Source organism: Pseudomonas palmensis (genome assembly GCF_049942755.1).
Lineage (GTDB): Bacteria > Pseudomonadota > Gammaproteobacteria > Pseudomonadales > Pseudomonadaceae > Aquipseudomonas > Aquipseudomonas palmensis.
The window spans coordinates 102,822-117,168 of record NZ_CP187958.1; the positions used below are offsets into that span (position 1 = coordinate 102,822).

General features: G+C 64.7%; 15 protein-coding genes. 9 read left to right on the forward strand and 6 right to left on the reverse strand.

Translation table 11 applies throughout. The features are described 5' to 3' along the window. The 3 genes from ACPRTJ_RS00620 to ACPRTJ_RS00630 all read right to left on the reverse strand — a co-directional run bounded on the left by ACPRTJ_RS00620 (position 1) and on the right by ACPRTJ_RS00630 (position 2,195). Positions 1 to 738, reverse strand: coding sequence for a peptidase C39 family protein (locus ACPRTJ_RS00620; RefSeq protein WP_054915713.1), 738 nt, complete (start codon positions 736 to 738; stop codon positions 1 to 3). A gap of 412 nt (positions 739 to 1,150) precedes the next feature. Continuing rightward, on the reverse strand, positions 1,151 to 1,909 hold the full coding sequence (locus ACPRTJ_RS00625; RefSeq protein WP_043863034.1) for a TerC family protein: 759 nt from the start codon (positions 1,907 to 1,909) through the stop codon (positions 1,151 to 1,153). A gap of 31 nt (positions 1,910 to 1,940) precedes the next feature. Continuing rightward, positions 1,941 to 2,195, reverse strand: a complete 255-nt coding sequence (locus ACPRTJ_RS00630; protein WP_043863035.1) for a hypothetical protein — start codon at positions 2,193 to 2,195, stop codon at positions 1,941 to 1,943. 115 nt (positions 2,196 to 2,310) lie between these two features. Here ACPRTJ_RS00630 and nhaR point away from each other — a divergent pair, with 115 nt between their 5' ends. Both nhaR and sstT read left to right on the forward strand, forming a co-directional pair. Continuing rightward, positions 2,311 to 3,216 carry a transcriptional activator NhaR gene (nhaR, locus tag ACPRTJ_RS00635; RefSeq protein ID WP_043863167.1) on the forward strand — a complete coding sequence of 302 codons (906 nt, stop codon included), beginning with the start codon at positions 2,311 to 2,313 and terminating at the stop codon, positions 3,214 to 3,216. A gap of 242 nt (positions 3,217 to 3,458) precedes the next feature. Further along, on the forward strand, positions 3,459 to 4,670 hold the full coding sequence (gene sstT, locus ACPRTJ_RS00640) for a serine/threonine transporter SstT (RefSeq protein ID WP_043863036.1): 1,212 nt from the start codon (positions 3,459 to 3,461) through the stop codon (positions 4,668 to 4,670). Positions 4,671 to 4,735: 65 nt separating this feature from the next. Here sstT and ACPRTJ_RS00645 read toward each other — a convergent pair whose 3' ends face one another. Beyond that, positions 4,736 to 5,245, reverse strand: a complete 510-nt coding sequence (locus ACPRTJ_RS00645; RefSeq protein WP_043863037.1) for a DUF1993 domain-containing protein — start codon at positions 5,243 to 5,245, stop codon at positions 4,736 to 4,738. A 124-nt stretch (positions 5,246 to 5,369) separates the two neighbouring features. On the opposite strand from ACPRTJ_RS00645, the gene ACPRTJ_RS00650 reads away from it, so the two are divergent. Next, the gene (locus ACPRTJ_RS00650) at positions 5,370 to 6,014 is read left to right on the forward strand and encodes a YceH family protein (RefSeq protein WP_043863038.1); all 645 of its coding nucleotides are present in this window, start codon (positions 5,370 to 5,372) and stop codon (positions 6,012 to 6,014) included. Positions 6,015 to 6,101: 87 nt separating this feature from the next. Here ACPRTJ_RS00650 and ACPRTJ_RS00655 read toward each other — a convergent pair whose 3' ends face one another. Beyond that, complete coding sequence (locus tag ACPRTJ_RS00655; protein ID WP_043863039.1) at positions 6,102 to 6,917, reverse strand: shikimate 5-dehydrogenase; 816 nt, start codon at positions 6,915 to 6,917, stop codon at positions 6,102 to 6,104. Positions 6,918 to 7,109: 192 nt separating this feature from the next. On the opposite strand from ACPRTJ_RS00655, the gene ACPRTJ_RS00660 reads away from it, so the two are divergent. The 6 genes from ACPRTJ_RS00660 to ACPRTJ_RS00685 all read left to right on the forward strand — a co-directional run bounded on the left by ACPRTJ_RS00660 (position 7,110) and on the right by ACPRTJ_RS00685 (position 13,231). Next, the gene (locus tag ACPRTJ_RS00660) at positions 7,110 to 7,472 is read left to right on the forward strand and encodes a hypothetical protein (protein ID WP_426427774.1); all 363 of its coding nucleotides are present in this window, start codon (positions 7,110 to 7,112) and stop codon (positions 7,470 to 7,472) included. A gap of 121 nt (positions 7,473 to 7,593) precedes the next feature. Beyond that, positions 7,594 to 7,782, forward strand: a complete 189-nt coding sequence (locus ACPRTJ_RS00665; RefSeq protein ID WP_426427775.1) for a hypothetical protein — start codon at positions 7,594 to 7,596, stop codon at positions 7,780 to 7,782. A 190-nt stretch (positions 7,783 to 7,972) separates the two neighbouring features. Then, positions 7,973 to 8,896 carry a D-alanyl-D-alanine endopeptidase gene (gene pbpG, locus ACPRTJ_RS00670; RefSeq protein ID WP_043863168.1) on the forward strand — a complete coding sequence of 308 codons (924 nt, stop codon included), beginning with the start codon at positions 7,973 to 7,975 and terminating at the stop codon, positions 8,894 to 8,896. Positions 8,897 to 9,081: 185 nt separating this feature from the next. After that, positions 9,082 to 10,434, forward strand: a complete 1,353-nt coding sequence (pvdM, locus tag ACPRTJ_RS00675; RefSeq protein ID WP_213607275.1) for a pyoverdine-tailoring dipeptidase-like protein PvdM — start codon at positions 9,082 to 9,084, stop codon at positions 10,432 to 10,434. Between the two features lie 18 nt (positions 10,435 to 10,452). After that, a complete protein-coding gene (locus ACPRTJ_RS00680; RefSeq protein ID WP_426427778.1) occupies positions 10,453 to 11,736 on the forward strand; it encodes an aminotransferase class V-fold PLP-dependent enzyme in 1,284 nt (427 codons plus the stop codon). A 160-nt stretch (positions 11,737 to 11,896) separates the two neighbouring features. Beyond that, positions 11,897 to 13,231: a lysine N(6)-hydroxylase/L-ornithine N(5)-oxygenase family protein gene (locus tag ACPRTJ_RS00685; protein ID WP_104572292.1), complete on the forward strand. Its 1,335-nt coding sequence runs from the start codon at positions 11,897 to 11,899 to the stop codon at positions 13,229 to 13,231. A gap of 15 nt (positions 13,232 to 13,246) precedes the next feature. Here ACPRTJ_RS00685 and ACPRTJ_RS00690 read toward each other — a convergent pair whose 3' ends face one another. Then, the gene (locus ACPRTJ_RS00690) at positions 13,247 to 14,326 is read right to left on the reverse strand and encodes a DUF1615 domain-containing protein (protein WP_286902183.1); all 1,080 of its coding nucleotides are present in this window, start codon (positions 14,324 to 14,326) and stop codon (positions 13,247 to 13,249) included. Positions 14,327 to 14,347: the final 21 nt, after the last annotated feature.

The window sequence follows — 14,347 nt, forward strand, 5'->3', positions numbered from 1 at the left end:
TCACTGCCCCACGGCATTGACGGCCTGGCGGGCCGCCTGCTCCTGGCCTGCCTGGGCCAGTTCATTGGCGGCCTTGAGCCAGCGCTGGCGGTCCACCTGGGCCGGCAGTTGGCCGGGCGGCTGCACCAGCACCGCCCAGCTCCCCTCCTTCTTCCAGGCTGCGGCGAAATCGTCGAAGTCCATCAGCAACCGCCGATTGTTGCCCGCACGCAGCAGCACCCGCGACTTGTAGCGGTCATAGCCCACCAGCAGGGCATAGCGCGGCTCGCTCCAGAACGCCGAACCTTCCTGATAGCGCAACAGCACCGGATTGCCCGCGGCCACCTGAGTCAGCAACGCCGGCAGGGTGCCGTCGAGCGGGTACACCACCATGCCGTACTGGCGTGCCACGGTCGCTACCGAGGCCTGCAGCCTGTCGACACCTTGTGGCAGTTGCAAGGGCCCTTCGAGCAGGCCGGGGGTGATGCGCACCCCCTGCTGCGAGAGGATCGCGGCCAGCGCCATCGGCGCGCTCTGGTTGGCGTTACCACGGTAGAACGGCACCGCGCCCAGTTCCACGCGCTGGGGCAGGCTGTTGAGCTGGGATGAAGGCTGGCTGGCGCAACCGGCCAGGCTGGCGGCCAGCAGGCAAGCCAGCAGCAGACGATGGGACACGCGACGTTTGGGGGCGGTGGGCAACATGGACACTCGCTTGTGCTGATGCCGGGCAGACGACGCCCGGCCCTGGCTTGCGATCATAGGCTGGCGCGGGCCTGCGGTATAGCCCGCGGCACGCTTAGAGCGAACTGAACCAAGGCGCTGGACCACTGGTCAACCGTCTGTCACAGACGATGGGCTAGACTGAGCTTGTGTCCGAATGGCGAGTGCAGCTTGCCCAGTCGAAGGAGGCACGCAATGAGTCTGACGATGGGAATCTTTCTGTTGATAGGCACGTGGCTGGTGGTAGCCGCAGCCATGCTCTGGGGGGTGTTGCGCATCGCGCGCCGCCACCATCTTCACCATCCGCAGCCGACCAGGGCTGCATCCGAGGCACAGCGGCACGCTCGCCGCCACGCTAACGCGCACTGACGCGACACTGCATAACAACCTTCGCCGACAACGCCGGCGTCTGCAGGTGCGTCCTGCAGAGCCGACGTCGCTGGCGAAGCGGTCAGTCAGGTTTCGCTTGCAGCGCCTCGCGCCGCTCGCGAGCCCGGCGCGACATGATGTTGAGCACCTCGATCGCGGTGGAGAACGCCATCGCCGCATACACATAACCCTTGGGCACATGGGCACCGAAGCCTTCGGCGATCAGGGTCATGCCGATCATGATCAGGAAGCCCAGGGCCAGCATCACCACGGTAGGGTTGTCGTTGATGAACCGGGCCAGCGGGTCGGCGGCCACCAGCATCACGATCACCGCACTGATCACCGCGATGATCATGATCGGCAAGTGCTCGGTCATGCCCACGGCCGTGATGATGCTGTCGATCGAGAACACGATGTCCAGTACCAGGATCTGCCCGATCGCCGCGGCAAAGCCCAGGGTCACGGTAGACGACGCCTTGGTCTCTTCCTTGGCACGCGGGTCGACGCTGTGGTGAATCTCGGACGTCGCCTTCCACAGCAGGAACAGGCCACCGGCGATCAGGATCATGTCCTTCCACGAGAAGGCATGGCCGAACACGTCCACCACCGGCTCGGTAAGCTGCACGATCCACGCCACGGTGCTGAGCAGGCCCAGGCGCATCACCAGCGCCATGCTGATACCGATGCGCCGTGCCTTGGAGCGGAACTGCTCAGGCAGCTTGTTGGTGAGAATCGAGATGAAGATCAGGTTGTCGATGCCCAGCACGATCTCCATGGCCACCAGGGTAGCCAGGGCCACCCAGGCGGTCGGGCTTGCAGCAAGTTCCAACAGGTATTCCATGAATCAATCCTGAATCAGTGTGGGTAAAAAATCAGATTTCCCGGGCGCTGTCGTCGCGCTCGGGTTTGTCCTGGGCCTCATCGGGCTTTTTCGCCAGGGGCGAACCGGTCGCGTCGCTGAGCGCCTGCTGGGCGGCATCGTTGGTCTTGTCGATCGCTTCCTTGGCCGACTGGGCAGCCTGGTTGAGCATCTGCTGGGCAGATTTTTCCGCCTGCTCGCAACCGCTCATGGCCAGCAGCGCCAGCGCCATCACCAGGGGTGTGCCAATCGATTTGAAATACAGCATGGGTTCCTCTCTGAAGGTCTTGCCTTGATAGCGACGCATTCTAAAGAGACTGAAACATCCGGAAAATTCGTATTTTCAGCAGTTATACTTCGATTTTTACGAATCGGAGATGCACATGCTCAACTACCGACAACTGCATTACTTCTGGGTCGTGGCCAAGACCGGCAGCATCGTGCGTGCCGGCGAGCAGCTCAATCTCACCCCGCAGACCATCAGCGGGCAGATCAGCCTGCTTGAGCATAGCTACGGTATCGAATTGTTTCGCCGTGTGGGACGCCAGCTCGAACTGACCGAGACCGGGCGCCAGGCCCTGTCCTACGCCGAGCAGATGTTCCAGATTGGCGGCGAACTGGAAGCAGTGCTGCGCGCCCAGCCCGATGAGCAGCAGATTCTGTTTCGCGTGGGGGTGGCCGACGTGGTGCCCAAGTCGATCGTGTACCGGCTGCTGGCGCCGACCATGGAGCTGCCCGACCCGCTGCGCCTGACCTGCCGCGAGGACAAGCTCGAACGCCTGCTGGCAGATTTGGCAGTACAGCGCCTGGACATGGTGATCTCCGACAGCCCGATGCCCAGCCATCTGGACATCAAGGGCTACAGCCAGAAGCTCGGGGAGTGCGGCATCAGTTTCTTCGCCACCCCGGCACTGGCTGCCCTGCATCCGGCGCCCTTTCCTGTCGGCCTGCAGCATGCACCGATGCTCATTCCCGGCCAGGAGACGGTGGTGCGCAGCCGGCTGCTGCGCTGGTTCGCCGAGCAACAGTTGCAGCCGCGCATCGTCGGCGAGTTCGATGACAGTGCGCTGATGCAGGCATTCGGGCAGTCGGGCAGCGGCATCTTCATCGCCCCCAGCGTGATCGCCGACGAGGTCTGCCGCCAGTACGGGGTGGAGTTGATCGGCCAGACCGATGCCGTCACCGAGTCGTTCTATGCCATTTCGGTAGAGCGCAAGGTCAAGCACCCGGGCATCGTCGCGATCACCGAAGGTGCCCGCCGCGAGCTGTTCAACTGGCCTGCGCCCTGAGAGACACACGGCACCGACATCACATCCCGGGCCTAAACATTCCACGGCCCGCACCGTCGATAGAAGGACGCGCCGACGCATCGCGACAACACGCCCCACCTACCGCCAGGCAGTGTGCTGCGGTCAGGGCCCGCGTGCTGTGCTAAAGTCCCGCCCCTTTCGCCGCAGGGCTTGCCCGCGGCATGCCTTTGCTACGCTATCCGGGCCTCCCGGACCTTGCACAAGAACGAGAAACACCTGTCATGACCCCACTTCTGAACCTGTTGAACCGTACCAGTCTGGTACTGCAGATCGTGATCGGCCTGGTGGCCGGCATTGCCGTGGCGCTGCTCTGGCCAGCCGCCGCGCTGAACCTGGCATTTATCGGCAAGGTATTTGTCAGTGCACTCAAGGCGGTGGCACCCATTCTGGTGTTCATCCTGGTGATGGCTTCCATCGCCAACCACAGGCACGGCCAGGAAACCCATATCCGTCCTATTCTGGTGCTCTATCTTTTCGGCACCTTTTCCGCAGCGGTAGTGGCGGTGGTCGCCAGCATGCTGTTCCCCTCCCAACTGGTGCTGGCCACTCATGATGTGGCGATGAGCCCGCCTGGTGGCATCAGCGAAGTGCTGCAAGGCCTGCTGCTGAGCGTGGTGGCCAACCCGGTGACCGCGCTGATGGAGGCCAACTTCATCGGTATCCTGGCCTGGGCGATCGCCCTGGGCGTGGCTATCCGACATGCCGGTGAAACCACCCGCACCGTGGTCGACGACCTGTCCAAGGGCGTAACGCTGATCGTGCGCATGGTCATCCGTTTCGCGCCTCTGGGGATCTTCGGCCTGGTGGCGGCGACCCTGGCCGAATCCGGCCTGGGGGCCCTGCTGGGCTACCTGCACCTGCTGGCGGTGCTGATCGGCTGCATGCTGTTCGTGGCGCTGGTGATGAACCCGCTGATCGTGTACTGGAAAATCCGTCGCAACCCATTCCCGCTGACGCTGCTGTGCCTGCGCGAAAGCGGCATCACCGCGTTCTTCACCCGCAGCTCGGCCGCCAACATTCCGGTCAACCTGGCCCTGAGCGAAAAGCTCGGGCTGCATGAAGACACCTACTCGGTGTCGATCCCGCTGGGTGCGACCATCAACATGGCCGGCGCGGCCATCACCATCACCGTGCTGACCCTGGCGGCGGTGCATACCCTGGGCATCAGCGTCGACCTGCCCACGGCCATCCTGCTCAGCGTGGTCGCCGCCGTGTGCGCATGCGGCGCCTCGGGGGTGGCGGGCGGCTCGCTGCTGCTGATTCCGCTGGCGTGCGGCCTGTTCGGCATTCCCAGCGAGGTGGCCATGCAGGTGGTGGCGGTAGGCTTCATCATCGGCATCCTGCAGGACTCGGCCGAAACGGCGCTCAATTCGTCCACCGACGTGCTGTTCACGGCCGCCGCGTGCGAGGCCGAGGAACGCCAGGCGAGCTGATCCTGGCAGGCATGAAAAAGCCCGGCAAGGCGTTGACCTTGCCGGGCTTTTTCATGCCTGGGTAATCAGAACGCGCCCATGTAGTCGCGCTTGCCGATTTCCACGCCATTGTGGCGCAGGATGGCGTAGGCCGTGGTCACGTGGAAGAAGAACTGCGGCAGGCCGTAGGTCAGCAGGTAGCTCTGGCCGGTGAAGCGTTTTTCTTTCGGCGTACCCGGACGGGTGATGATCTCGATACCTTCCTTGCCGTCGATCTGCTTCGCTTCGATCTGCTCGACGAAGGCCAACACCTTGGCGATCAGCGCCTGCAGCTCGGCAAAGGTGGTTTCAGTGTCGTCGTACTTGGGCAGTTCGACCTCGGCCAGGCGGGCCGAAACCCCCTTGGCGAAGTCCACGGCAATCTGCACCTGGCGAACCAGCGGGAACATGTCGGGGTACAGGCGCGCCTGCAGGAAGACATTGGCGTCGATATTCTTCGCCTCGGCGTGCGCCTGGGCCTTGCCCAGCACATCGCTCAGGGCATTGAGCATCTGCTTGAAAACGGGAACAGAGGCGGCGTACAGGGAAATGGTCATGACAGTCTCGCTGGGTGATGGATTGAGCGTGGCCGATTATAGACACGCTTGGCGGCGCCCGGCGGCTTGTCTTTTATTCTGCAAGGATTAGGCTAGTTGCCTTCCACAGCATAGGGAACGCGCGATGAGCACTGAGTTGGACACCCCCGTTGACGAGCAGCGCCTCGACAGCACGCAAATCCGTATCCTCGGCGCCTTGATCGAAAAGCAGGCCACCAGCCCCGAAACCTACCCCCTCACCCTCAACGCCGTGGTGCTGGCCTGCAACCAGAAGACCAGCCGCGAGCCGGTGATGAACCTGACCCAGGGCCAGGTCGGCCAGAGCCTGCGTGCCCTCGAAAGCCAGGGCCTGGCGCGCCTGCAGATGGGCAGCCGGGCCGACCGCTGGGAGCACCGCGTCGACAAGGCGCTGGAGCTGGTACCGGCGCAACAGGTGCTGCTGGGGCTGATGTTCCTGCGCGGGCCGCAGACGGTCAGCGAGCTGCTGACGCGCAGCAACCGCATGCATGAATTCGAGGATGCCGAACAGGTGCTGCATCAGCTGGAGCGCCTGGTAGCCCGGGGCTTTGCCCTGCACCTGCCGCGCCAGCCCGGCCAGCGCGAAGACCGCTACACCCATGCCTTCGGCGACCCGGCCGACATCGAAGCGATTCTGGCGGCACGCCAGCAAGGCGCGGAACGCCCTGTCGGCGGCGTGTCGGCCGAGCGCATCGAGGCACTGGAGGCGCGTATCGCGGCGCTGGAAGAACGCCTGGCGCAGCTGGAGTAGCCAGCTCGGCACAGGGTCGAGCAACACGTTGCGGGAGCGCGTTCAGCCGCTCCCGCTCACTGCCTGGCGCGAACCTGCCTGCAGGGCTCAATCGCCCCGCGCAAACGCCACCGCTTCGGCGATCTGCCGTGAATCGGGGCGCACCCCGGTATACAGCACGAACTGCTCCAGCGCCTGCAACGCAATCACCTCCAGCCCGGTAACCACTGGTTTGCCAGCAGCCTGGGCGGCCACGATCAAGGGCGTCTGCGCCGGCATCGCCACCACGTCGAACACCGCCTGCGCCGCCTCGATCTGCTCGTGCTCGAAGGCCAGTTGCTGCGCCTCGGCCCCGCCCGCCATGCCGATCGGCGTCACGTTCACCAGCAACCGGGCCCTCACACCGTGTGGCTCGGCCTGCCAGCGATAGCCACAGGTGCGGGCCAGCCGCTCGCCAGCCTCGCGATTGCGCGCAACGATCGTGCCGTCGCTGAAACCGGCATCGCGCAGCGCGCACGCCACCGCCTTGGCCATGCCGCCGCTGCCGCGCAGCGCCACGCTCCATGCAGGGTCCAGGCGATGCTGGTGGATCAGTTGACGCACCGCCAGGTAGTCGGTGTTGAAGCCCTTGAGATGCCCCTGGGTGTTGACCAGCGTGTTCACCGAATCGATGGCCGCCGCCGACGGGTCCAGCTCATCGAGCAACGCGATGCAGGCCTCCTTGAACGGCATCGACACACCACACCCACGCACACCCAGCGCGCGAATGCCGGCCACGGCGGCCGGCAGGTCGGTGGTGGTCATGGCCTTGTAGTAGTAATCCAGCCCCAGCTGCTGGTACAGATGGTTATGAAAGCGCACGCCGAAGGTACCGGGGCGCCCGGCCAGGGACATGCACAAAACGGTGTCTTTGCTGGGGGTCATCGATTGGCTCCTGAAAACGGCTGGGGCACCAGTATGCACTCACTGCCCACCGAACCGTTGATCGGGGCTTACACAACCTTTACTCAACGCCCGTGCCATTTTTCCGGGGGCTGCGGTCTTATGGGTATCCCCGCGCCACGTCTTGGGTGTCTCGACAGCACCAGCGCCGGGGCTGCAAACCGAGGAGTCTTCATGAACCGTCACATCCCGAGAATCGCCCTGCTGGTTGGCGCCCTGGCCGTCTGCGGGCAAGCGGCCGCCCACGGTGGTGGCGGCGGCTGGCACGGCGGTGCCGGCCCGGTGCTTGGCGCGGCCGTCGTCGGTGCCGTGGTGGGTGCGGTGGTGTCCGGCAACCACGACCGTACCGTCTACGTCGAGCGCCAGCCGGCCTACTACGGTCCCCCGCCGGTGTATGTCCAGGCCCCGCCGCCGGTGTACTACCAGCCGTACCCGCCGTATCCGGTTGTGGAGCGCTACGTACCGGTGCCGCCGCCGTATTACCGCGAGCGCTACTACAGCCCGCCACCGGTGTACTACGGACCGCCCCGCTGGTAGCACCGGCCCTGCGCCCTGCCTGCGGGCAGGGCGCAGGCTGTCGGGGAAACCGCCCGCATTGGCTTGATCGCCGTTCAGGCCTAGGCTGGCAAACCCTCACAGCCTGACCCCAGGAGTTCGCATGACCGCTGAAAAAGGATTTCCAGCCCCGCTCGACCCAGCCCAACACCCCCTCGCCGCCGCGCAGCAGATGACCCTGGCGATCATCCTCAGCGGCCAGTACAAGCTGCCGCAGACGCCCGCCAAAGCGGCCGAGGCAGGTCACGAGCTGCTCAAGGCCGTCACCGCCGGCTACCTCAATTTCCGCTAACATCCCGATTGGCTGGTTCGGCACGCCGATCCAGCCGCTGCAGACGAAGCCCAAGGTTAAATAAATTTCATAGTTCGCCCAATGTTTACGGGGCAATCGACACAGACTCGACCATACTCCTAGAATGTAACGGCTTGTAATAAAAACCCGTGCACAGCCAACGACATACCTACATTTAGTGAGCACCAACGTGAAAACCTCCCTGTCTATTCTCAGCCTGCTGCTGATGCTCACTGGCACTGCCAGCGTCACGTCGAACGCTGTTGCCCAACCGGCCCCCCAGGTCCAGCGCGACCCTGCCAAGCTGCACCTGGCCTCGGGCAGTGCACTGCTGATCGACCTGCAGACCAACAAGGTGCTGTATGCGAGCAACCCGGACCGTGTGGTGCCGATCGCCTCGGTCACCAAACTGATGACCGCGATGGTGGTGCTCGATGCCAAGCAGGCCATGGACGAACCCCTGACCATCACCATCGCCCAGACCAAGGAAATGAAGGGCGTGTACTCGCGGGTTCGCCTGGGTAGCGAGCTGAACCGTCGCGACACCCTGCTGATCACCCTGATGTCCTCGGAAAACCGGGCCGCCGCGACCCTTGCGCACCACTACCCCGGTGGCTACGCCGCCTTCATCAAGGCCATGAACGCCAAGGCCAAGGCCCTGGGCATGAGCCATACCCGCTATGTGGAACCCACCGGCCTGTCGACCAGCAACGTGTCCACCGCCCGCGACCTGAGCAAGCTGCTGCTGGCCGCGCGCAGCTACCCGCTGCTGAGCGAGCTGAGCACCACCCGCGAAAAGACCGTGGCCTTCAAGAAACCCAACTACACCCTGGGCTTTCGCAACACCGACCACCTGGTCAACAAGAGCAACTGGGACATCAAGCTGACCAAGACCGGCTTCACCAACGAGGCCGGTCATTGCCTGGTGCTGCTGACGCGGATGGACAATCGCCCGGTGGCCATGGTGATACTCGATGCCTTCGGCAAGTACACCCATTTCGCCGATGCCAGCCGCATGCGCCAATGGCTGGAAACCGGCGACGCCAAACCCGCCCCGGCCGTCGCGATCCGCTACAAGGCCGAACGCAGCCAGAACCGCCCTGCGGTCGACTGATCGCACACACTGCCGTGCCTCGCGCACGGCAGACACCCCACCCGCCAAGAGCGTGAAGCCACAACTCCGAGCGCGCGCCGGAGGTTGTAAATTTAGCCCTCCATCAATCGTCCTTCCCCTGACACCCGACCTTCGCCTGACACAGCCAGGCCGTCGGACCGATCAGTACTGCGACCGAGATGGCAATGACCAGAACCCGTTCCCGAAAAGCCCTGTACATCGGCCTGCCGCTTGCCCTGGCAGCAGTCGTGGGCGCAGCCGCCGCTGGCTACCTGTACTGGAAGCAAGGGCCTGCCTACCCCCGCGAGATCGTCGAGCAGGCCAATGCCCTGCACGAGCACATGCTGTCCTTCGATAGCCACGTCACCGTACCGCTGGACATGGGCACCGCTGGCCACGAGGTGGACAAGAACAGCGGCGGCCAGCTCGATCTGGTCAAGGCCGGCCAGGGGCGACTATCCGGCGCGGCGCTGACGATCTTCGGCTGGCCCGAACTGTGGAACGGCCCGAATGCGCCCCACCGCCCCACTCCGGGATTTGTCGACGAGGCCCGCCACCAACAGGAGGTGCGCTACAAGATCATCAGCGCCATGGTGCGCGACTTCCCCAACCAGATCGGCATCGCCTACACCCCCGACGACATGCGCCGCCTGCATGGCGAGGGCAAGTTCGCCATCTTCATCAGCATGCTCAACGCCTACCCACTGGGAAACGACCTGTCCCAGCTCGACCTGTGGGCGGCCCGTGGCATGCGCATGTTCGGCTTCAGCTACACCGGCAACAATGACTGGGCGGACTCCTCGCGGCCGCTGCCGTTCTTCAACGACACCGCTGACGCCCTGGGAGGGCTGTCGCCAATCGGCAAGCAGGCGGTCAAGCGCCTGAACGATCTGGGGGTGATCATCGATGTCTCGCAGATGTCGACCCTGGCCCTGGAGGACGTGGCTCGCCTGAGCCGCACCCCGATCGTGGCCTCGCACTCGGCGCCACGGGCGTTGGTAGATATCCCGCGTAACCTCAGCGACAAGGAACTGAAACTGATCAGGGACAGCGACGGCGTGGTCCAGGTCGTCGGCTTCGGCACCTATCTCAAGCCCCTGAGCAAACCGACCCTGGACAAACTCGAGGCTCTGCGCGCCCGCTTCGACCTGCAGCCCCTGCAGGGGCTGGCCAATGCGCTGATGCCGGGCGATGCGGTGATTGCGATCTGGCCCGAGGCGCGCTTTGGCGAGTATGCCGGCAACCTCTACGGCATCATCGATGAGGAGCCCAAGGCCACCCTCAAGGATTTCGGCGATGCAATCGACTACGTCGTGAAGAAGATCGGCATCGACCATGTGGGCATCAGCTCGGACTTTAACGACGGTGGCGGCCTGGACGGCTGGAAGGACGCCAGCGAAACCCGCAACGTGACTGCCGAACTGCTCAGCCGCGGCTACTCCGAAGCAGACATCGCCAAGCTGTGGGGTGGCAACTTCCTGCGCGTGTGGGCCCAGGTGCAGAAAGCCGCACAACCCGTTGCCACGCTAGCCCCCTGACCCTTATCGAGCGCCGACATGACCGACCGTCGTACATTCCTCAAGCAGGCCGGGGTACTTGCCGCCAGCCTGCCGCTAGGCACCAGCCTGCTGCCAGCCGCCCAGGCGGCCCCTACCGCGCAGTTAAACGGCCCGGACAAATGGCGAAACCTGCGTCAACTGTTCCCGCTGGACCCGAATGTGGCCCACTTCGCCAACTTCCTGGTCACCGCCCACCCCAGGCCGGTACAGGAGGCCATCGATCGGTTTCGTGCCGAAGTCGATCTCAATCCCGCCGAGCAGATGGACTGGGAAAGCCAGAACGAGTGGAAGCGTGAAGGCGAAGTGCGCAACTGGGCGGCCCGTTATCTGGAGGTCAAGCCCCGCCAGATCGCCCTTACCGGCAGTACCACCGAAGGGCTGGGCATGATCTACGGTGGCTTGCAGGTGGGCCCCGGGCAAGAGATCCTGACCACCGAGCACGAGCATTACTCCACGCATAAATGCCTGGCCTTCCGCCACCAGCGCCAGGGCACGTCCGTGCGCAAACTGCGCCTGTTCGAGCAGCCCTGGCAGGTGTCCACCGACCAGGTGCTGAGCACAATCGACCAGAATATCCGCCCCAACACCCGCGTGCTCGGCATGACCTGGGTGCACTCGGGCAGCGGGGTCAAGTTGCCGGTGGGCGAGATCGGCGCTCTGTTGCGCCGCCACAATCGCGAACGCAGCGAGCAGGACCGCATCCTGTATGTGATCGACGGCGTGCACGGGTTCGGCGTGGACAACCAGCGCTTCGACGACTTCAACTGCGACTATTTCATCGCTGGCACCCACAAGTGGATGTTCGGTCCGCGGGGTACGGGAATCATCTGCGCCGCCTCGGAAAAAATGCAGCATCTGGTGCCCACCTTCGCGACCTTCTCCGAGGATGAGGACTTCGCCACCATCATGACCCCCGGGGGCTACCACGCCTTCGAGCATCGATGGGCACTGGGCAAGGCCTTCGAACTGCACCTGCAACTGGGCAAGGCGCAGGTGCAGGCACGCATCCACCAGCTCAACAACGCGCTCAAACAGCGCCTGCTCGAACACAAGGCGATCGAGCTGGTGACACCGTTGAGCACCGAGTACTCCGCCGGGTTTACTTTCCTGCGCATCAAGGACCACGACGCCCGCGCCGTGGCCGCCCATCTGGTACGCAACCGCGTGATGGTCGATGCCGTCTCCCGCGATGCCGGGCCGGTGATCCGCTTCGCACCCGGCCTGCTCAACGACGAACAGCAGATCGATCGGGCCATGGCCCTGCTGACCCAATACCTCTGACAGAGCCCGTTTCCAGCCCTGCCGCCGGGCGGCAGGGCTCCCTGAAGCAGGGTCAGCGGTAAATTCCAAGCCTCACAGCTCGTTCTATCGGAGTACCTGAGCAGGATCAGGGGCGCAAAAAACTGGCGCCCCACCTCGACCACACACGGGAGCCGCACCCATGAACCAGCCCTCAACATCCGAAACAATCCACGACCTGATCGGCGTCGGCTTCGGCCCCTCCAACCTGGCCCTGGCCATCGCCCTGGAAGAACTCGCCCAGACCAACGGCCATGCCCTCGATGCGCTGTTCATCGACAAGCAGAGCGACTACCGCTGGCACGGCAACACCCTGGCCACCCAGAGCGAACTGCAGATTTCCTTCCTCAAGGACCTGGTGTCCCTGCGCAACCCCACCAGCCCCTACAGCTTCGTCAACTACCTGCACCAGAAGAAGCGCCTGGCCGACTTCATCAACCTGGGCACCTTCTACCCCTGCCGCCTGGAGTACAACGACTACCTGCGCTGGGCCGCCGAGCACTTCGCCACCCAGGCGGTGTATGGCGAGGAGATCCTGCGCGTGGAACCTGAACTGCTGGACGGGCGTATCGACCACCTGCGCGTGATCTCCCGCAGCGCCCAGGGCCATGAACGACTGCGCCGGGCACGCTCGGTGGTGGTGGGCAGCGGCGGCACGCCGAAGATCCCGCCGGTATTCGCGCCCTTCAAGGACGATCCGCGCGTGTTCCACCACTCCCAGTACCTGAACAGCCTGGAACAACTGCCGTGCACCCAGGGCAAGCCCATGCGCATCGCGATCATCGGCTCGGGGCAAAGCGCCGCCGAGGCCCTGATCGACCTGAACGACAGCTACCCATCGGTCAAGGCCGACATGATCCTGCGCGGCTCGGCACTCAAGCCGGCCGATGACAGCCCGTTCGTCAACGAGGTCTTCACCCCCGACTACACCGACCTGGTGTTCAACCAGCCCCAGGCCGAGCGTGCCAAGCTGATTTCCGAGTACCACAACACCAACTACTCGGTAGTGGACATCGACCTGATCGAACGCATCTACGGCATGCTCTACCGTCAGAAAGTCGCCCATCAGTACCGTCACGCCGTTCTGTGCCGACGCAACATCGAGGCCGCCGTCAGCACCGACAAGGGCATCGAGCTGACCCTGCGCGACCTGGCCACCGGCATCCAGCAGACCCACGTGTACGACGCGGTGATTCTTGCCACCGGCTATGAGCGCCGCTCCCATCGCGAGCTGCTGGCGCCGCTGCAACAGCACCTCAAGGACTTCGAAGTGGACCGCGACTATCGCGTGCTGGCCAGCCCGGAGCTCAACGCGGCGGTCTACCTGCAGGGCTTCTGCGAAGCGTCACACGGCCTGAGCGATACCCTGCTGTCGGTACTGCCGGTGCGCGCAGCCGAGATCGGCCAGTCGCTGTACCAGAGCCTGGGCCAGCGCGCCAGCAACGCCCGCGCCAGCGCGACCCTGGCCAGCGCCTGAACCTGCCCCGTGCTATCAGCGCTGCATGCAGCGCCGATAGCGCTCATCCACCCGTTTGGCAAACCATGCCGTGGTCAGCTTTCGGGTGATCTTGGGGCTCTTGAGTTCGATGCCTGGCAACTGTGCCCGCGGCAACGGCTTGCCCGCAGCCGCCTCGGCCAGTGCATACACCCGCTGATACAGCCGCGTGCGCTCGAATGCCAGGCTGTCCCCCTCCTCCAGCTGACTGCGAATGGTCGGGTTGCGCAGGCCGAGCCTGTCACCCAGGCGCCGTACCGCCTGTTCAGTGGCACCCGGAAAAATCGCCCCTGGCGCGATCAGGTCGCCATCCAGCGCCAGTTCCACGCCCGACGCCTGGCTGACCGCATGCTGGAACGCCGCGTTGCGGCTTGCGTACCAGCCTGCATTGAAGTCGGCAAACCGATACAGCGGCTGCTCGTAGCTGGCTGGGTAACCCAGCAGATGGGCGATGCCGAAATACAGCCCGCCGCGCCGAGTGAACACTTCCTGGCGCAGGGTGCCGCTGTAGGCATAGGGGTAGTCCTGGGCGTGGCGTTCGGCGAACGCGATGCTGACCTGCATCGGCCCCCCGGTGCGCACCGGGTTCAGGTCGCCGAGCAAGGTACGCCCAAGCGGCAGCGAACCGATCAGGTCGTCGAACAGTGCACTCAGCTGCTTCTCGCTGCGCACCGCCGCCAGTCGCTGGCTGTAGGTTCTGCCATCGGGCGAGTGGGTTTGCAGCGCGGCCTCCACCAGCCGCTGCGGTACATGCAGACGCGCCGCACGCCGGTCGATCTCGACGCGGGCAATGCGCCCCAGGCCGGGCACCTGCGGGTCGGCCTGGTAGGTCGACTCCTGCTCGGTCACCGCCAGCACCGCGCACAGGTTGCTGCGGCTGGGGTCGAGCTTCTGTGCGGCAAACGCCGTCTGAATGTCCGCCGCCCACCCTTCACGGTCGCCAGTGGCGGCTGGCATCAGTGCAACCACCGTGGCGCGCACCTGGGCCGGCGTGGCCTGTTGCGCCCCACGCTGGCCGGCGCACCCCTGCAACAGCAGCGCCAGCGTGGCCAGCACCATCCATCCGCGTAAAGGCATACAGCCCCCGGCTATCGGTCG

Coding starts and splice junctions, on each gene's coding strand:
- ACPRTJ_RS00620 (WP_054915713.1), bottom strand. CDS start 738: ATGATCGCAAGCCAGGGCCGGGCGTCGTCTGCCCGGCATCAGCACAAG.
- ACPRTJ_RS00625 (WP_043863034.1), bottom strand. CDS start 1,909: ATGGAATACCTGTTGGAACTTGCTGCAAGCCCGACCGCCTGGGTGGCC.
- ACPRTJ_RS00630 (WP_043863035.1), bottom strand. CDS start 2,195: ATGCTGTATTTCAAATCGATTGGCACACCCCTGGTGATGGCGCTGGCG.
- nhaR (WP_043863167.1), top strand. CDS start 2,311: ATGCTCAACTACCGACAACTGCATTACTTCTGGGTCGTGGCCAAGACC.
- sstT (WP_043863036.1), top strand. CDS start 3,459: ATGACCCCACTTCTGAACCTGTTGAACCGTACCAGTCTGGTACTGCAG.
- ACPRTJ_RS00645 (WP_043863037.1), bottom strand. CDS start 5,245: ATGACCATTTCCCTGTACGCCGCCTCTGTTCCCGTTTTCAAGCAGATG.
- ACPRTJ_RS00650 (WP_043863038.1), top strand. CDS start 5,370: ATGAGCACTGAGTTGGACACCCCCGTTGACGAGCAGCGCCTCGACAGC.
- ACPRTJ_RS00655 (WP_043863039.1), bottom strand. CDS start 6,917: ATGACCCCCAGCAAAGACACCGTTTTGTGCATGTCCCTGGCCGGGCGC.
- ACPRTJ_RS00660 (WP_426427774.1), top strand. CDS start 7,110: ATGAACCGTCACATCCCGAGAATCGCCCTGCTGGTTGGCGCCCTGGCC.
- ACPRTJ_RS00665 (WP_426427775.1), top strand. CDS start 7,594: ATGACCGCTGAAAAAGGATTTCCAGCCCCGCTCGACCCAGCCCAACAC.
- pvdM (WP_213607275.1), top strand. CDS start 9,082: ATGACCAGAACCCGTTCCCGAAAAGCCCTGTACATCGGCCTGCCGCTT.
- ACPRTJ_RS00680 (WP_426427778.1), top strand. CDS start 10,453: ATGACCGACCGTCGTACATTCCTCAAGCAGGCCGGGGTACTTGCCGCC.
- ACPRTJ_RS00685 (WP_104572292.1), top strand. CDS start 11,897: ATGAACCAGCCCTCAACATCCGAAACAATCCACGACCTGATCGGCGTC.
- ACPRTJ_RS00690 (WP_286902183.1), bottom strand. CDS start 14,326: ATGCCTTTACGCGGATGGATGGTGCTGGCCACGCTGGCGCTGCTGTTG.